The sequence below is a fragment of the Mycobacterium sp. 852013-51886_SCH5428379 genome (genome assembly GCF_001665575.1).
In the GTDB taxonomy this organism is placed as follows: domain Bacteria; phylum Actinomycetota; class Actinomycetes; order Mycobacteriales; family Mycobacteriaceae; genus Mycobacterium.
Genome location: NZ_LZSU01000019.1, coordinates 309283 through 326328, shown reverse-complemented (window position 1 = coordinate 326328; position 17046 = coordinate 309283). Strand labels below are relative to the sequence as shown.

Genomic DNA, 17046 nt, shown 5'->3' with positions numbered 1-17046 from the left:
ATAGCATGGTCGGGTCGTGTCACGCCCTCGAAAGCTTGGAGAACCACCGATGACCGCCGCCGCCAGCCCCGCCGCAGCAGCCCCGATCCGGGTCGCTGCCGGGACGACCGCGGGCGCCGCGGTCCGCGAGGCGGGACTGCCGGGCCGCGGCGCCGCCGACGCCATCGTGGTGGTGCGCGACGCCGAGGGCCGGCTGCGTGACCTGTCGTGGGCACCGGACACCGACGCCGAGGTGGTGCCGGTGGCCGCCGATACCGAGGACGGCCGCAGCGTCATCCGGCATTCGGCGGCCCATGTGCTGGCCCAGGCCGTGCAGGAGCTGTTCCCGGAGGCCAAGCTCGGCATCGGACCGCCGATCACCGACGGGTTCTACTACGACTTCGACGTGCCGCAGGCGTTCACGCCCGAGGATCTCGAGGCGCTCGAGAAGCGGATGCGCAAGATCGTCAAGGACGGTCAGCTGTTCGAGCGGCGGGTCTTCGAGTCCAAGGACGAGGCCCGCGAGGAACTGGCCAATGAGCCGTACAAACTGGAACTCGTCGACGACAAATCCGGCGATCCCGAGATCATGGAGATCGGCGGGGACGAGCTCACCGCCTACGACAACCTCAATCCCCGCACCCGCGAACGGATCTGGGGCGATCTGTGCCGGGGCCCGCACATCCCCACCACCAAGTACATCCCGGCGTTCAAGTTGACCCGCAGTTCGGCGGCCTACTGGCGTGGCGATCAGAACAACGCCAGCATGCAACGCATCTACGGCACGGCGTGGGAGTCGCAGGAGGCGCTGGACCGGCACCTGGAGCTCATCGAGGAGGCGCTGCGCCGCGACCACCGCAAGCTGGGCGTCGAGCTCGACCTGTTCAGTTTCCCCGACGAACTGGGTTCGGGGCTTCCGGTGTTCCACCCGAAGGGTGGCGTGGTGCGGCGCGAACTGGAGGACTATTCGCGGCGTAAGCACCTCGAGGCGGGCTACGAGTTCGTCAACACCCCGCACATCACCAAGGAACAGCTCTACATCACCTCCGGCCACCTCGAGTGGTATGCCGACGGCATGTTCCCGCCGATGCAGATCGACGCGGAGTACAACGAGGACGGCACGGTGCGCAAGCCCGGCCAGGACTACTACCTCAAGCCGATGAACTGCCCGATGCACCACCTGATCTTCCGGTCGCGCGGCCGGTCGTACCGCGAACTGCCGTTGCGGCTCTTCGAGTTCGGGTCGGTGTACCGCTACGAGAAGTCCGGCGTGGTGCACGGACTGACCAGGGTGCGCGGTATGACGCAGGACGACGCCCACATCTACACCACCCGCGAGGAGATGCGCGACGAACTGGCCCGGCTGCTGCAGTTCGTGCTGGATTTGCTCGCCGACTACGGTCTGGACGACTTCTACCTGGAGCTCTCGACCAAGGATCCCGAGAAGTTCGTCGGCTCCGACGAGCTGTGGGAGGAAGCCACCGACACGCTCCGCGAGGTCGCCGAGGCCTCCGGCCTGGATCTGGTCCCCGATCCGGGCGGCGCCGCGTTCTACGGGCCGAAGATCTCGGTCCAGGTCAAGGATGCGCTGGGGCGCAGCTGGCAGATGTCGACCATCCAGCTCGACTTCAACATGCCGGACCGCTTCGAGCTGGAGTACACCGCCCAGGATGGATCACGTCGACGGCCCGTCTTGATCCACCGCGCGCTGTTCGGTTCGATCGAGCGGTTCTTCGGTGTTCTCACCGAGCACTACGCCGGTGCCTTCCCGGCCTGGCTGGCGCCGGTCCAGGTGGTCGGCATCCCGGTCGCCGACGCCCACGTGCCCTACTTGCACGAGGTGGCCGCGGCGCTGCGTGCGCGCGGGGTGCGAGTCGAGGTGGATTCTAGTGACGACCGGATGGCGAAGAAGATCGTGAACCACACCAACCAGAAGGTGCCCTTCATGCTGTTGGCCGGCGACAAGGACGTGGAAGCGGGTGCGGTGTCCTTCCGGTTCGGGGACCGCACCCAGATCAACGGCGTACCGCGCGACGCGGCGGCCGACGCCATCGTGGAGTGGATCGCCGCACGCCAGAACGCTACTCCCACAGCCGAACTGGTGAAGGTGGGCACTTCGACGTGACGGGCGATGAGCGCTCGCGCGATGAGCAGACAATCGTCGATCACGGTGTCGGCGACCCCGACCATCTGCAGCGGCTGTGGACGCCGCACCGGATGAGCTACATCGCCGAGTCGCCGATGAAGAAGGGCTCGGATTCGTCGCAGTCGTCGCAGCCGTTCACCGACATCCCCACCATGGCCGACGAGGACGGTCTGGTGGTCGCCCGCGGCGCCGAGGTGTACGCGGTGCTCAACCTCTATCCGTACAACCCCGGCCATCTGATGGTGGTGCCCTACCGCCGGGTCTCCGAACTCGAGGAGCTCACCGCCACCGAGAGCGCGGAGCTGATGTCCTTCGCACAGCAGGCGATCCGGGTGATCAAAGCCGTGTCCCGGCCGCACGGCTTCAACGTCGGACTCAATCTCGGGCACTCGGCGGGCGGCTCGCTGGCCGAACATCTGCACATGCACGTCGTCCCGCGGTGGGGTGGCGACGCGAACTTCATCACGATCATCGGCGGATCCAAGGTGATCCCGCAGCTGCTGCGGGAGACGCGCGAACTGCTGGCCACCGAATGGGCCCGGCTGCGCAGCGACGGGGGGATGGAACCCTGAGCAACTTCTACCTGATGACGCGGGCGGCCTACGTCAAGCTGTCCCGCCCCATCGCGCGCGGGGCGCTACGACTGGGTTTCACCCCGGACAGCATCACGATCCTGGGTACCGCGGGCAGCGTGCTGGCCGCGCTGACGCTGTTCCCGATGGGGCAGCTGTGGTGGGGCGCGTTCGCGGTGGCCGTCTTCGTCCTGGCCGACATGCTCGACGGCGCCATGGCCCGGGAACGCGGCGGCGGCAGACGTTTCGGCGCGGTACTCGACGCCACCTGTGACCGCATCGCCGACGGGGCGATCTTCGCCGGCCTGCTGTGGTGGGCGGCGTTCGGTATGGAGAGCCGTCCGCTGGTGGTGGCCACCCTGATCTGCCTGATCACCTCCCAGGTGATCTCCTACATCAAGGCCCGAGCTGAAGCCAGCGGTCTGCGCGGCGACGGCGGCATCATCGAGCGGCCCGAACGCCTGGTGATCGTGCTGACCGGTGCCGGCCTGTCCGGCGTGTGGTTCCTGCACATCCCGTGGTTGATCCATGTGGCCATGTGGGTGCTCGCCGTGGCCAGCGTGATCACCGTGCTGCAGCGCGTGCACACCGTGCGCACCTCACCGGGTGCGACGGATCGGATCGACTCCGCCGGGGAGGAGAAACCGGCGGCGGGCGACCAGTGACCGCGCTCGGCGGCTGGCTGCCACATCCGGAACAGCTGTCGGACTGGGGTTACGCCGCCGGCTGGCGACTGGTCCGCGCGGTGCCGGACGTGGTGGCGCGCAATGCGTTCGAGGCCGGTGCGCTGTACTCGTCCCGCAACGGCGGACCCGAGCAGCTGCGCAAGAACCTGGCCAGGGTCGTCGGGGTGGCGCCGCGCGACGTGCCGGACGCACTGATCCGCGCATCGCTGGCGTCGTACGCCCGCTACTGGCGTGAGGCGTTCCGGCTGCCCGGGATGGACCACGCGAAGATCGGCCGGGAGCTCTCGGTGATCGGCATCGACCACCTGTGGGCCGCGCTGCGGGAGGGCAGGGGAGCGGTGCTCGCGCTGCCGCACAGCGGCAACTGGGACATGGCCGGGGTGTGGCTGGTGCAGAACCACGGCGAGTTCACCACCGTCGCCGAACGCCTGAAACCGGAGTCACTGTTCAACCGGTTCGTGGCCTACCGGCAGAGCCTCGGCTTCGAAGTGATCCCGCTCTCCGGCGGCGAGCGGCCGCCGTATCAGCTGCTGCGGGAACGGTTGCGTGACAACCGTGTCGTCTGTCTGATGGCCGAGCGGGATCTGTCCCGAAGCGGTGTACCGGTCGACTTCTTCGGCGAACCGACCAGGATGCCCGCCGGATCGGCGAAACTCGCGATCGAGACCGGTGCGGCCCTGCTGCCGGTGCACTGCTGGTTCTCTCGTGACGGCTGGGGCATGCAGGTGTACGACCCGCTGGACACCTCCAGCCGGGACGTCGGCGTGGTCACCCAGGCGTTGGCCGACCGGTTTGCGGTCAACATCGCGGCGCATCCGCAGGACTGGCACATGTTCCAGCCACAGTGGCTGGCCGATCTCTCCGAGGCGCGCCGCGCCCGGCTCGCCGGGGGGTGAGCGCGTGCGCATCGGCATGGTCTGCCCGTACTCGTTCGACGTGCCCGGCGGTGTGCAGTCCCACGTGCTGCAGCTCGCCGAGGTGATGCGCGCCCGCGGCCACGAGGTGAGCGTGCTGGCGCCGATGTCGCCCGACGCAGAGCTGCCCGACTACGTCGTCTCGGGCGGCAAGGCGGTGCCCATTCCCTACAACGGGTCGGTGGCGCGGCTGCGGTTCGGGCCCGCGACCCACCGCCTGGTCAAGAAGTGGCTGTTGCAGGGTGAGTTCGACGTCCTGCACCTGCACGAGCCGAATGCGCCGAGCCTGTCGATGCTCGCGCTGCAGGCCGCGCAGGGGCCGATCGTCGCGACGTTCCACACGTCGACCACGAAATCGCTGACGTTGTCGGTCTTCCAGGGCATCCTGCGCCCCTACCACGAGAAGATCGTGGGCCGTATCGCCGTGTCGGACCTCGCGCGACGCTGGCAGATGGAAGCGCTGGGCTCCGACGCGGTGGAGATCCCCAACGGCGTCGATGTGGCGTCGTTCGCCACCGCACCGCTGCTGCCCGGATATCCCCGTCCCGGCCGCACGGTGCTGTTCCTCGGCCGGTACGACGAACCCCGCAAGGGGATGGCGGTGCTGCTGGGAGCGCTGCCGGCGCTCGTCGCGCGGTTCCCGGAGGTCGAGATCCTCGTCGTGGGCCGCGGCGACGCGGACGGGCTGCGCGAGCAGGCCGGTGCGCTCGCCGGACATCTGCGCTTCCTCGGGCAGGTCGACGACGCGACGAAGGCGTCGGCCATGCGCAGCGCCGACGTCTACTGCGCGCCGAACACCGGCGGGGAGAGTTTCGGGATCGTGCTGGTCGAGGCGATGGCCGCCGGTACCGCGGTGGTGGCCAGCGATCTGGACGCGTTCCGACGGGTGCTGCTCGACGGCGCCGCCGGCTGTCTGGTTCCCGTCGACGACGCCGACGCGCTGGCCGTCGGTCTGATCCAGATGCTCGCCGACTCTCCGGAGCAGGTCGCGGCCCGCGAACGCCGCGTCGCCGCGGCGACCGAAGCCGTGCACCGCTACGACTGGTCGGTGGTGGCCAGCCAGATCATGCGGGTGTACGAGACGGTCGCCGGTGCGGGCGTGAAGGTCTCGGTCGCGTCGTGACCGCGTGGCTGATCGTCGCGGTCGCTGCACTGGCGACCGTCGTGGTGCTCATCGCCTTCTGGGCCTATCAGACCGCCCACCGGCTCGACCGCCTCCACGTGCGCTACGACCTCAGCTGGGAGGCCCTCGACGGTGCGCTGGGGCGGCGGGCGGTGGTGGCCCGCGCCGTGGCCGCCGACGCGTACGCCGATGCGCCGCAGGGCCGCCGGCTGGCCGCGCTGGCACTGGCCGCCGAACGCGCGCCGCGCGCCGCCAGGGAAGCGGCCGAGAACGAGTTGTCGGCGGCGTTGGCGCAAGTCGACCCGGCACGGTTGCCGACGGCACTGGTCGCCGAGCTCGCCGATGCCGAGGCCCGGGTGCTGCTGGCCCGCCGCTTCCACAACGACGCCGTCCGCGACACCCTGGCATTGCGGGAACGCACCCCGGTGCGGTTGCTGCGCCTCGGCGGAACCGCCGCGCTGCCCACCTATTTCGAGATCGCCGAGACCTCGTCGCGCGACACCGAACCGGTCAAACCGCGCACCTCCGCACGGGTCGTCCTGCTCGACGAAACCGGTTCGGTGCTGCTGCTGTGCGGTTCGGATCCCGCTGCCGACAACGGATCCGCGCCGCGCTGGTGGTTCACCGTCGGCGGCGCCGTCGAAGCGGGGGAGACCCTGGCGCAGGCCGCCGCACGGGAACTGGCCGAGGAGACCGGTCTGCGGGTCGAGGCAGATGCGCTGATCGGGCCGGTGTGGCGGCGGGACGCCGTATTCGACTTCAACGGCGCGATGATGCACAGCCGGGAGATGTTCTTCGTCCACCGCACAACACGTTTCGAGCCGGCGGTCACCGGCCACACGCCGCTGGAGCGCCGCTACATCCACGGGCACCGGTGGTGTGACAGGCCCGCGATCGCCTCACTGGCCGCTGCCGGTGAGGCCGTGTACCCGCGCCAGCTCGGCGAACTGCTCGAGCAGGCGATCGCACTGACCGAGGCCCCCGTCCCGCAGACGCCCGGTCCCGCGCTGCAGATCCGCTGAACTGTCAGCCGGCCACGATGAGGTCGTGTCCGCCGGTCCGCTGGGCCGAAAGATACGAGTTCCACGGCGACGCGCCGCGTCGACCAGCGATCGATGCCGGCCACGACCGTCTAAGTTCGAACACGCGGTCACCCGCTCGCCCCTCGGCAGAGCCGAACCCGACAGTTGCGCAAGGACATCGCGATGACACAGACCTCGACGGACAACGCCGTCTACGAGCCCGACGAACGGTGGATCCCGGTCGAGAGACGCTGGCTGGGTGTCGACCGGGGCACCGTGGCTCCGGCGCTGGCGGTGCTGGGTCTGGCGTTCGTCACCAGCGTGGCGTTGCCGGTGGCGGACGAACTGGTCCAGTACGAGGACGAGGTCGCTGCCGGGGACATGATGGAGCTGGGCGACGGGGTGACGTTCGTGCCCGAGCCGGGCTGGGGGATCATCGCGGGTGTGCGCGCGGGCCGACCCGCCGCCGACGGGACCTACCCCCCACAGGCCACGCTGGTCGACGGCGACGTCCTGTTCACGGTGCAGGCCGACACCTTTCCCGGTGACGCGAACGCGTTGCTCGATCAGGTCGCCACCACGCCGGAGGTCCTCGGCGCCGGCGATCTGCAGTTCATCGGGGACCGCACGTCGGTGACCACCGATGCCGGCGAGCCCGGCGTGGTGGTGCCCATCGCGACCGCGGACGCCGCGGGCGTGCTGGCGGCTTTCGTCCTCGACGGGCAGGGCGTGACGGCGCTGGCAATCCAGCCGCCGACGGTCACCCCCGCAGAGACCGATGCCATCAGCCAAATGGTGGCGAGCATCCGGCACGACAGCGAGGACCAGGCGTGACCGACACCCTCAACCGCGAACTCGCCGCCCTGGACGCCGCCCGCACGTCCGCCCTGCAGACCTCCGGTTGGGGGCGCCGCTTCGTCTTCTACCAACCGAGGAACCTGGCGTTCTGGGTGTATCTGCTCCTGGTCCTTTTCGGGGCGATGTCGTTCGTGCCCATGCTGACCGCCCAGCCCGAGAGCTTCGGTGGCGTGGTGGTGCGGGCGGTCGTGCTGCTCGGGCTCTACGGACTGTTGTTCTGGTGGTTCACCCAGCGCGTCGACCGCTACGGCAAGCTTCCGGTCACCCTCCTGATCGCCGGTCTGCTGTGGGGTGCATTCGCCGCGAGCTGGGCGATGGCCGCGAACGCCAACGGCGCGATCAGCAGCCTGTACGCCAAGCTGCTGGGCCAGAACTGGGCGCTGAACTGGGGTGACGGGTTGAGCGCACCGTTCAGCGAGGAGCTGTCCAAGGGCGCGGGTCTGGTGCTGCTGATCGCGTTGGCGCCCAGGGTGATCCGCACCGCATTCGACGGCTTCATGCTCGGCGCGGTGATCGGGCTGGGGTTCCAGGTCCTCGAGGACATCTCGTATGCGATGAATTCGGCGAGTGCCCACTTCGGTGCCGACCCCGTCGCCTCTGAGATGAACACCATCTGGCTCCGGATGGCCACCGGCGTCGCGAGTCACGTCGCCTACAGCGCGATCTTCTGCGCCGGCCTGGTGTACGTGATGGGCCGGCCGGCCGAACCCCGGCGCCTCGGCCGCGGCCTGCTGCTCATGGCGACGGCGATGCTGCTGCACGGCGTGTGGGATGCGATGGGCGCCATTGCCGGCGAGCAGGCGTGGCTGTCGATCGTGCTGCTGGTGGGTCTGGTCGTCGTGGCGGTACTCGCCGTGATCCGGGTGTACGGCATGACGGTCGCGCGGGAACGCGACCTCATGCGCACCGTACTGGCCCCCGAGGTCGCCCGGGACGTGATCAACCCCGTCGAACTCGGGGTGTTGACCGGGGACCGCGCGGCGCGCACAGCCTTCCGCAAGGCGCTGGGCAGCCGCCGCGAACGGAAGGCGGCCGGGCACGTCCTCGCGGCGGCGCACGACCTCGCCGAGGAGGTGGCAGCGGCCCGCGGCGCGGAGACCGATCGGGTGCGGTTCGCCCGGTCGGAGGTTCAACGCCTGCGGCGGGGTGCGCCCTCGGTCTGGTGATCTGCTGGATTCCGGGTCTCCGCCGGGGTGATGCGACAATGGTGTCCACACTGGTCACCGGTGGTCGGGTCGCTCCTGCGAAAAACGAATTCGTCGGATTTGGCGGCCTCACTACACTGGATCAGTAGCGATTCGGAGGAGATAGTAGTGGAAACCGCAGCTAACGGCGCACAGCACAACGGAGCGTCCAGCCTGACCGGCACGGCGCGCGTCAAGCGCGGGATGGCCGAGATGCTCAAAGGTGGCGTGATCATGGACGTCGTCACCCCTGAGCAGGCCCGTATCGCCGAGGCCGCCGGCGCGGTGGCGGTGATGGCGCTCGAACGGGTGCCCGCCGACATCCGCGCCCAAGGCGGGGTCTCCCGGATGAGCGACCCCGACATGATCGAGGGCATCATCGACGCCGTCACCATCCCGGTGATGGCCAAGGCACGCATCGGCCACTTCGTCGAGGCGCAGATCCTGCAGAGCCTCGGGGTCGACTACGTCGACGAGTCCGAGGTGCTCACCCCCGCCGACTACACCAACCACATCGACAAGTGGCGCTTCACCGTGCCGTTCGTGTGCGGGGCCACCAACCTCGGTGAGGCGCTGCGCCGAATCACCGAGGGGGCGGCGATGATCCGCTCCAAGGGTGAGGCCGGCACCGGTGACGTCTCCAACGCCACCACCCACATGCGCAAGATCGGTGGCGAGATCCGCCGGCTGACGTCGTTGAGCGAAGACGAATTGTTCGTGGCGGCCAAGGAGCTGCAGGCGCCCTACGATCTGGTGGCCGAGGTGGCGCGGGCGGGCAAACTTCCCGTCACGCTCTTCACCGCTGGCGGTATCGCCACCCCGGCCGACGCGGCGATGATGATGCAGCTCGGCGCCGAGGGCGTGTTCGTCGGATCGGGCATCTTCAAGTCCGGTAACCCCGCCGAGCGCGCCGCGGCGATCGTCAAGGCCACCACCTTCTACGACGATCCCGACGTGCTGGCCAAGGTGTCGCGCGGGCTGGGTGAGGCGATGGTTGGTATCAACGTGGAGGACATCGCCCAGCCGCACCGGCTCGCCGAACGCGGCTGGTAATCCGCACGTGGCGATCGAGCAGATCCTCGACCTCGAGCAACTCGAGTACAACATCTACCGCGGGGCGGTGTTCAGCCCCGAATCCGGATTTCTGCAGCGGACCTTCGGCGGTCACGTGGCGGGCCAGTCGCTGGTGTCGGCCGTGCGCACGGTCGACCCCAAATTCCTCGTCCACTCGCTGCACGGATACTTCCTACGGCCCGGCGACGCCCGCGCGCCCTCGGTGTACATCGTCGAACGGATCCGCGACGGCGGCTCGTTCTGCACGCGCCGGGTGAGCGCGATCCAGCACGGCGAGACCATCTTCTCGATGTCGGCGTCGTTCCAGACCGATCAGAGCGGCATCGAGCACCAGGACGCCATGCCGACCGCGCCGCCCCCGGACGATCTGCCGAGCTTCCGCTCCGGGAAGGTCTTCGACGACGCCGGGTTCGCCCAGTTCGCCGAATGGGACGTGCGCATCGTGCCGCGCGAACAGGTGAATCTGTTGCCGGGCAAAGCGTCTCAGCAGCAGGTCTGGTTCCGTCACCATGACCCGCTGCCCGACGACCCGGTCCTGCACATCTGCGCGCTGGCCTACCTCAGTGACCTCACGCTGCTCGGCTCGGCGCAGGTCAACCACCCCGAAGAACGCAAGCACCTCAACATCGCGTCGCTCGACCACGCGATGTGGTTCATGCGGCCGTTCCGCGCCGACGAGTGGCTGCTCTACGACCAGTCCTCGCCGTCGGCGTGCGGCGGCCGGGCGTTGACCCAGGGCAAGCTGTTCAACCAGTACGGCGAGATGGTCGCGGCGGTGATGCAGGAGGGGCTGACCCGGTATCCGCGCGACTTCACCCCGGGCCGGGCGTGAGCGTCCGCATCGGGGTGCTGGCACTGCAGGGTGACACCCGCGAACACCTCGCCGCACTGTCGGAGGCCGGGGCCGACGCGGCCACCGTGCGTCGGCGCGCCGAACTCGACGCGGTCGACGCGCTGGTGATCCCGGGCGGCGAGTCGACGGCGATGAGCCATCTGCTGCGGGAGTTCGATCTGCTCGAGCCGTTGCGGGAACGACTGGCCGACGGGATGCCGGCCTACGGATCGTGTGCCGGCATGATCCTGCTGGCCAGCGAGATCCTCGACGCCGGCGCAGAGGGCCGCGAGGCCACCCCGTTGCGGGGTATCGATATGACGGTGCGGCGCAACGCTTTCGGACGTCAGGTCGACTCCTTCGAAGGAGACATCCCGTTCCAGGGACTCGACGGCCCCGTGCACGCGGTGTTCATCCGCGCACCGTGGGTCGAGCGCGTCGGCCCGGATGTCGAGGTGCTCGGCCGCGCGGGCGACCACATCGTCGCCGTCCGGCAGGGCCGGATGCTTGCCACGTCGTTCCACCCCGAGATGACCGGCGACCGACGGGTGCACCGGCTGTTCGTGGACATGGTCTCCTAACGCGATATCACCGGCAGCAGCAGCCGCGACGACGAGTGGACGGTGTTGCGACTGCTGGTGCCGACCGCCCCGTGCCGGAAGTTCATGATCGACGGCGTGGCCGGATCCTGATCGTCACTGGTGAGTACCAGCCGGATGCGGTGGCCGACGCCGAAGCGTCGGGCGTTGGGCACCAACGGAATCCGGTACTCCACCGCTTCGCCGACCGGCACCCCCTGCGGGGTGCGGCACGGTAGGACGGGCGCGCCGTCGCGGCTGGCGGACTCGTCGACCGCCCGCAGGCTGGCCCGCAACCATCCCGCCGTCACGTCCTCGACCGTCCCGTCCGGCGCGACGTCCTGCAGTGTCACGATCCACGCGGTGTCCAGGGCCGTCGCCGACGCCACCAGCCGAAGTTCGACGTCACCGACCATGTCGACGGCCTCGGTCAACACCTCGGTCGTCCACGCCAGCTGGCTCGGTGGGTCGATCGGGCTGGCCTTCGCGCGGTTCAGCCCGGCGCCGAGGACCAGTAGCTCCCGTGCGCCCGGTTCGCCCTCGTCGTCGGCCAGGGCACCGTCGGCGCGCAGGGCCAGGCGGCGGTGGACGCTGCCCGCTGGTGGCCACGAATCCGCGCTGTGCCAACCCTCCTCGCCCGGGAGCACGTAGCGGATGGGTGGCCCGTCGAGGATGCCGGTGTCTCGGCCCTTGAGCCAGTGGTCGAACCACGCCAGCGCCTCGGTGTGCAGGCTCTCCCACGGCCAGGTCATCCCGTAACGGCCGAGCAGACCCATCCGGACATGATCGTTGTGCCTCAAGGCATCCCACGCCTTGAACGTCGACGGCAGGTGCAGCGGCACGTTCTCCCAGTCACAACCCAGGTACACCGGGATGTCGACCCGGTCGAGCAGGGGGAGCAGGTTGCGCTCATCCCACCACTCGTCGCGGAACTGATGGTCGACGGCCATGGCGTGCCACAGCTCGTCCCACGGATGCGGGTCGTGCGGCAGCTTGAGCAGCTGACGCATCATGGTCACGGCCGACTCGCCGTTCATGGTTGCGAACTTCCGGTGCAGCGGCGGGGTGTGCAGGATGCGCCGGAGCAGACCGACGACAGGCCCGCGCCACAGCGCATCGCTGCGCTCCGAGGTCAGGCCGATCATCGACAGGAACGGCGTGACGAACGACGAGCTCATCAGGCCGTGATGGTTGGCGGCCTCGTAGAGGTCGGCGGTCACCGCGACCGGAAAGATCGCCTTGAGGTGCGGTGGCCGCTCCACCGCCGCCTCGAGTTGAGCCATCGCGAAGTAGCTGATGCCGATCATCCCGACGGTGCCGTCGCACCACGGCTGCGTGGCGGCCCACTCGACCAGGTCGTGCATGTCCCGGCGCTCCTGGGCGTCGAAGAAGCCGAACCGGCCGCCCGATCCGCCGGTCCCGCGCACGTTGGCGATGACGTGGACGTAGCCGCGCGGCACCCAGAAGTCGGTCACCCCGGCCTCGATGAACCCCGCGGGCGCGCCCAGGTCCTGGATCTGCCGCGGGTAGGGCGACGCCGCGATCAGCGCGGGATGACGGCCGTCGCCGCGGGGGCGATGGACGTCGGCGAGCAACGTGACGCCGTCGCGCATCGGCACGGTGACGTTGACCTCGTGCACGACGGTGTGGCGCGGTTCGCTGAGGTGGCGGTAGGAGCGGCCGGTGGTCTGTGGTCCGTTGAGGGAGTGCACCGGTTGCACGCTACGGTGAAACGTCGACGACATTGCGCCCGATCTGCCGCGCCGACTTCGCTGCGGTATGGCGGCTGCCCGTAGACTCGACAGGCGAATGACGACGAGAAAGAGGTTCACCACCGGATGAGCGGCCATTCCAAGTGGGCGACCACGAAGCACAAGAAGGCGGTCATCGACGCCCGCAGGGGCAAGAACTTCGCCAAGCTGATCAAGAACATCGAGGTTGCTGCCCGAACCGGTGGCGGGGATCCCGGCGGCAACCCGACGCTCTACGACGCCATCCAGAAGGCCAAGAAGAACTCGGTCCCGAACGACAACATCGAGCGCGCCCGTAAACGCGGCGCCGGTGAAGAGGCAGGTGGCGCCGACTGGCAGACGATCACCTACGAGGGTTACGGCCCCAACGGGGTCGCGATCCTCGTCGAGTGCCTCACCGACAACCGCAACCGTGCCGCCGGTGAGGTCCGGGTGGCGATGACCCGCAACGGCGGCAACATGGCCGATCCGGGTTCGGTGGCGTACCTGTTCACCCGTAAGGGCGTGGTGACCCTCGAGAAGAACGATCTGACCGAGGATGACGTGCTCACCGCCGTGCTGGAGGCCGGCGCCGAGGACGTCAACGATCTCGGCGACAGCTTCGAGATCATCTCCGAACCCACGGACCTGGTCGCCGTCCGCAAGGCGCTGCAGGACGCGGGCATCGACTACGACTCCGCCGAGGCGAGCTTCCAGCCGTCGGTCACCGTGCCGGTGGACGCCGAGGGCGCCCGCAAGGTCATGAAGCTGGTCGACGCACTCGAGGACAGCGACGACGTGCAGGACGTCTACACCAACGTCGACATCCCCGACGAGATCCTCGCGCAGATCGAGGAGTAGCAGCTACAGCGTCGGCTCGGACGGCAGGAACGACAGTTCGGTGCACTCGGTGAGCATGTCGGTGAGCCCGGCCAGTGCGGCTTCGTCCGCCGAAGCCGACAGGTCGGTGATCGCCCGGCGGGCCGTGGCGACCAGAGTCGCGACGCGGCGGCCGACGCGGTCGGCGGCTCCGCACTGCAGCACCACCGACTGCACCTCCGCGATCGACGCCTGATCGGCCGTCGGGTCGCCGACGATGGTGGCCAGCAGGCTGCGGTCCAGATCGTCGGCCAAGTCGTAAGCAGCACCCAGCAGTTCGGTGGGTTTACCGGCCCGGATGTCGTCGCCGGTCCGTTTTCCGCTGGTCTTGGTCGTGCCGAACAGATCGGCGAGGTCATCGCGCAACTGGAACGCCTGGCCGACGGCCCCGGCGTACGCGCGCAGGGTGGCGGCCGTCTCGGTGGACGCCTGCCCGGTGAGTGTCAGCCCCAGCTCCACGGGTCGTTCGACGGTGTAGGCGCTGGTCTTGTACCGCAGGATCTTCTCGGCCGTCTCGGGGCGATAGTCGCGACTTGCCTGTGCCCGCAGCTCGAGTAGCTGACCGGCGAGCACCTCGACCCGCATGGTGCGGAACGTGCGCGCGGTGCGGCGGGCGGTCTCGTCCGCCAGGCCCGCCAGCGCGTCGTCGAACGTGTCGTGGGCTGCCGACCACAGCAGATCCCCGACGAGCAAAGCCATATTGTCGCCGTACTCGGTCGCGTCGCCCCATCCGGCGTCGTTGCGGTGGCCGGCCGCCAGGGCCGCCCGCACCGACGGCTGCCCGCGGCGCACCTCGGAACTGTCGATCACGTCGTCGTGGACCAGGATCGCCGCGTGCAGCAGTTCCAGCGCGGCGGCGAGCCGGATCAGGGGCTGCGGCGTCGCATCCGCCGGTGCGCCCACCCGCCACGCCCAATAGGCGAAGCGAGGCCGCAGGCGTTTGCCGCCGGACTGCACCGCGGACCGGCAGAGCCCGGCGACGGTGCCCAGGCTGTCGTCGATCGATCGCAGCGGTTCGGCGACCATGTCGGCCACGACGGCGTGCAGATGGTCTTCGAGGGCCGACAGGAATTCTGTCTGGTCGGTGTCCGGCACGACGTCCTCACTCTCCGTTGGGCGGCGCCGCGAGTGTATGGGGGATACGCCGCGGCGGCACATCGCGCATGGAGCGGACGCGGCGGCCCTGTAGATCCCTACAGTCGCGCGCCCGGTGATTGTGCACCCACAACCCACATCGCTGTCCGGCGTGCCGAGCCCCGTACGACGTGCCCATACTTGCGTGTCCGCAGGGCGGTGAAAGGGAGAACAGATGACATCAGATGCGCAAACAGATTCCGCGCCAAGAGAATTGCGGCGCGAGTTCTCTCTGTGGTCGGCGTTCGCGTTCGCGTTCGCGTTCATCTCGCCGATCGTCGCGATGTATGGCATCTACGGGCTGTCGATCGCGACGGCGGGCCCCGGCTTCTGGTGGACCTTCATCATCGTGGGCATCGGGCAGTGCCTCGTGGCTCTGGCCTTCGGTGAACTCGTCTCGCGGTGGCCGTTCGAAGGTTCGCTCTACCAGTGGACGAAGCGGCTGGCCGGCGACGTCGCCGGATGGCTGGCCGGCTGGGTGCACATGTGGGCGCTGGTCATCATCATGGCCACCGTCGCCTACGGCGGCGCCGGCTTCCTGGCTCAACTCGTCGGGATCGAAAGTCCCACCGCCGTACAGCAGAGCGTCGTCGCACTGCTGATCCTGCTGGCCGGCACCGGCGCGAACATCCTTGGCCGCGGGTTCCTCAAGGCGCTGATGATCGGCAGCATCCTCGCCGAGATCATCGCCTCGGTGGGCCTGAGCACCTACCTGCTGATCTTCCACCGCCACCACGATTTCGGTGCGATCCTGCACGGTATCGACCTCACCAGCGGATGGTCGATGGCATACCTGACCGGGCCGTTCCTGGCGGCCCTCGCGTTCACCGGCTGGTCCATCCTCGGCTTCGAAAGCGCAGGCGCCATCGCCGAAGAGGTCAAGGATCCACAGCGCAGCGTGCCCAGGGCGATGTTGTTCTCGGTCGGATTCATCGCCCTGGTGATCGCCTACGCGTCGCTGGCCGTGACTCTCGCGGTGCCCGACTTCGACCGGGTGACCTCCGGTGAAGAAGCCGACCCGGTGACCTACGTGTTGCGCAGCGCGCTGGGCGAATCGGCCGTCAAGCCCATCCTGTTCCTGTTCGTGATCGGCTTCCTCGCGAGCTTCCTGGCGCTGCAGGCCACCGCGTCCCGCGTCATCTGGTCCTTCGCCCGCGACCGGGTGCTGCCGGCCTCGCGGATGCTGGCCAAGCTGTCCAAGGCCGAGGCCCAGCCGATCAACGCGATCCTCGTCACCACCGTGATCGGGGCGTTCGTCTACCTGATCTCGGCCACCGACGTCTACTCGGTGCTCGTGACGTTCACCGCCGGCGGCTACTACATGGCGTTCCTCTTCCCGCTGGTGGCCGGGCTGGTGGCCCGGGTGCGCGGCACGTGGGTTCCCGGACCGTGGAACCTCGGCCGGTTCGGCACCCCGGTGGCGGTCCTGGCGCTGCTGTGGGTCGCCTTCTCCTTCGTCAACATCGTCTGGCCGCGCACGGTGTCCGAATCCTGGTACATGAACTGGGCGTTCTTCGTCGCGATGGGCGCGATCCTCGCGCTCGGTGCGGTGATCATCAAAGTCCGCAAGGTCGGCACCCGTCCCGCCGAACCCGACGAGCCGACCGAACCCGTGCGCCCGGCAGAAACCGAGCTCGTATGACCGGCCCCGTCGCGGTGGTCACCGGCGCAGGCAGCGGGATCGGCCTGGAGATCGCCAACCTGCTGCAAGCAGGCGGCTGGCAGGTCGCGTCGATCTCCCGGGAACCCGCACCCGCCATGGACAAATGGCTGATCGCCGATGTCGCCGAGGAGCGCGAGGTCGAGGACGCCATCGCCGAGATCGAAGAGACGTTCGGTCGTATCGACGCGGCCGTGGTGTGCGCCGGACACTACGCGGAGGTCCCCGCCCTCGACCTCACGCAGACCGCCTGGGAGCGGATGCTGCGTGTGCACGTCGGCGGCCTGGCCCATGTGTGTCGCGCGGTGCTGCCACAGATGCGGCGCCGGGGATCCGGGCGCATCGTCGGGATCGCCTCGGAACGCGCGATCGGCGGCGGCAGCAACGACGCGCACTACGCCGCCGCCAAGGCCGCGGCGCTGAGCCTGCTGCGCAGCATCGCCGTCGAGGTGGCCGCCGACGGTGTCGTGGTCAACGCGGTCGCCCCCGGCCCGTGTGACACTCCACTGCTACCGCCCGACTCCTGGGAGCGGGCCGAGGAGTTCTCCGCCGGGCTGCCGGCGCGGCGCATCGCGCAGCCGCGCGAGGTGGCCGAGCTGGTTGCGGCGCTGCTCGAAGAGGATCTCTTCCTGTGCGGAGAAGTGTTGTCGGTCAACAGCGGAACGGTGATCTGAC

At 69.1% G+C, this 17046-nt stretch carries 16 protein-coding genes; 14 read left to right on the top strand and 2 right to left on the bottom strand.

Annotated elements, in window-relative coordinates:
* Window positions 1–49 precede the first annotated feature (49 nt).
* From thrS to pdxT, 11 genes are all read left to right on the top strand, one after another.
* Window positions 50–2104, top strand: coding sequence for a threonine--tRNA ligase (gene thrS, locus A5757_RS08920; protein WP_066831573.1), 2055 nt, complete (start codon window positions 50–52; stop codon window positions 2102–2104).
* Complete coding sequence (locus A5757_RS08915) at window positions 2101–2697, top strand: HIT domain-containing protein (RefSeq protein WP_066831570.1); 597 nt, start codon at window positions 2101–2103, stop codon at window positions 2695–2697. Before thrS ends, A5757_RS08915 begins: the two co-directional genes overlap by 4 nt.
* Window positions 2694–3362 (top strand): phosphatidylinositol phosphate synthase, encoded by a 669-nt coding sequence (gene pgsA / locus A5757_RS08910; RefSeq protein ID WP_066832308.1) that lies wholly within the window; start codon window positions 2694–2696, stop codon window positions 3360–3362. Before A5757_RS08915 ends, pgsA begins: the two co-directional genes overlap by 4 nt.
* Window positions 3359–4279: a phosphatidylinositol mannoside acyltransferase gene (locus tag A5757_RS08905; RefSeq protein WP_066831567.1), complete on the top strand. Its 921-nt coding sequence runs from the start codon at window positions 3359–3361 to the stop codon at window positions 4277–4279. Before pgsA ends, A5757_RS08905 begins: the two co-directional genes overlap by 4 nt.
* Window positions 4280–4283: 4 nt before the next feature.
* Window positions 4284–5420, top strand: coding sequence for a glycosyltransferase family 4 protein (locus A5757_RS08900; RefSeq protein WP_066831564.1), 1137 nt, complete (start codon window positions 4284–4286; stop codon window positions 5418–5420).
* Window positions 5417–6442, top strand: coding sequence for an NUDIX hydrolase (locus A5757_RS08895; protein WP_066831561.1), 1026 nt, complete (start codon window positions 5417–5419; stop codon window positions 6440–6442). The genes A5757_RS08900 and A5757_RS08895 overlap by 4 nt, the downstream gene beginning before the upstream one ends.
* A 183-nt stretch (window positions 6443–6625) precedes the next feature.
* Window positions 6626–7276 carry a hypothetical protein gene (locus tag A5757_RS08890; RefSeq protein ID WP_066832305.1) on the top strand — a complete coding sequence of 217 codons (651 nt, stop codon included), beginning with the start codon at window positions 6626–6628 and terminating at the stop codon, window positions 7274–7276.
* A complete protein-coding gene (locus tag A5757_RS08885; protein WP_066831559.1) occupies window positions 7273–8466 on the top strand; it encodes a PrsW family intramembrane metalloprotease in 1194 nt (397 codons plus the stop codon). Before A5757_RS08890 ends, A5757_RS08885 begins: the two co-directional genes overlap by 4 nt.
* Before the next feature lie 192 nt (window positions 8467–8658).
* Window positions 8659–9537 (top strand): pyridoxal 5'-phosphate synthase lyase subunit PdxS, encoded by an 879-nt coding sequence (pdxS, locus tag A5757_RS08880; RefSeq protein WP_281498527.1) that lies wholly within the window; start codon window positions 8659–8661, stop codon window positions 9535–9537.
* 7 nt (window positions 9538–9544) lie between these two features.
* Window positions 9545–10390 carry an acyl-CoA thioesterase II gene (tesB, locus tag A5757_RS08875; RefSeq protein ID WP_066831555.1) on the top strand — a complete coding sequence of 282 codons (846 nt, stop codon included), beginning with the start codon at window positions 9545–9547 and terminating at the stop codon, window positions 10388–10390.
* The gene (pdxT, locus tag A5757_RS08870; protein WP_066831553.1) at window positions 10387–10971 is read left to right on the top strand and encodes a pyridoxal 5'-phosphate synthase glutaminase subunit PdxT; all 585 of its coding nucleotides are present in this window, start codon (window positions 10387–10389) and stop codon (window positions 10969–10971) included. Before tesB ends, pdxT begins: the two co-directional genes overlap by 4 nt.
* Here pdxT and A5757_RS08865 read toward each other — a convergent pair.
* On the bottom strand, window positions 10968–12680 hold the full coding sequence (locus A5757_RS08865; RefSeq protein WP_369815925.1) for a CocE/NonD family hydrolase: 1713 nt from the start codon (window positions 12678–12680) through the stop codon (window positions 10968–10970). The two genes, pdxT and A5757_RS08865, sit on opposite strands and share 4 nt — an antisense overlap.
* Before the next feature lie 126 nt (window positions 12681–12806).
* Between A5757_RS08865 and A5757_RS08860 the strand changes: the two genes are divergently transcribed.
* A complete protein-coding gene (locus A5757_RS08860; protein ID WP_066831547.1) occupies window positions 12807–13559 on the top strand; it encodes a YebC/PmpR family DNA-binding transcriptional regulator in 753 nt (250 codons plus the stop codon).
* Window positions 13560–13562: 3 nt separating this feature from the next.
* Here the strand turns inward: A5757_RS08860 and A5757_RS08855 are convergent, their stop codons facing one another.
* Complete coding sequence (locus A5757_RS08855) at window positions 13563–14672, bottom strand: polyprenyl synthetase family protein (protein ID WP_231983920.1); 1110 nt, start codon at window positions 14670–14672, stop codon at window positions 13563–13565.
* 214 nt (window positions 14673–14886) lie between these two features.
* On the opposite strand from A5757_RS08855, the gene A5757_RS08850 reads away from it, so the two are divergent.
* Window positions 14887–16353: an APC family permease gene (locus A5757_RS08850; RefSeq protein WP_066831542.1), complete on the top strand. Its 1467-nt coding sequence runs from the start codon at window positions 14887–14889 to the stop codon at window positions 16351–16353.
* The gene (locus A5757_RS08845; protein WP_066831539.1) at window positions 16350–17045 is read left to right on the top strand and encodes an SDR family NAD(P)-dependent oxidoreductase; all 696 of its coding nucleotides are present in this window, start codon (window positions 16350–16352) and stop codon (window positions 17043–17045) included. Before A5757_RS08850 ends, A5757_RS08845 begins: the two co-directional genes overlap by 4 nt.
* Window position 17046 lies beyond the last annotated feature (1 nt).

Excerpts from the sequence above, each read along its gene's own strand:
- A5757_RS08860 (WP_066831547.1), top strand. The coding sequence starts at position 12,807 with ATGAGCGGCCATTCCAAGTGGGCGACCACGAAGCACAAGAAGGCGGTC.
- A5757_RS08850 (WP_066831542.1), top strand. The coding sequence starts at position 14,887 with ATGACATCAGATGCGCAAACAGATTCCGCGCCAAGAGAATTGCGGCGC.
- A5757_RS08845 (WP_066831539.1), top strand. The coding sequence starts at position 16,350 with ATGACCGGCCCCGTCGCGGTGGTCACCGGCGCAGGCAGCGGGATCGGC.
- A5757_RS08890 (WP_066832305.1), top strand. The coding sequence starts at position 6,626 with ATGACACAGACCTCGACGGACAACGCCGTCTACGAGCCCGACGAACGG.
- thrS (WP_066831573.1), top strand. The coding sequence starts at position 50 with ATGACCGCCGCCGCCAGCCCCGCCGCAGCAGCCCCGATCCGGGTCGCT.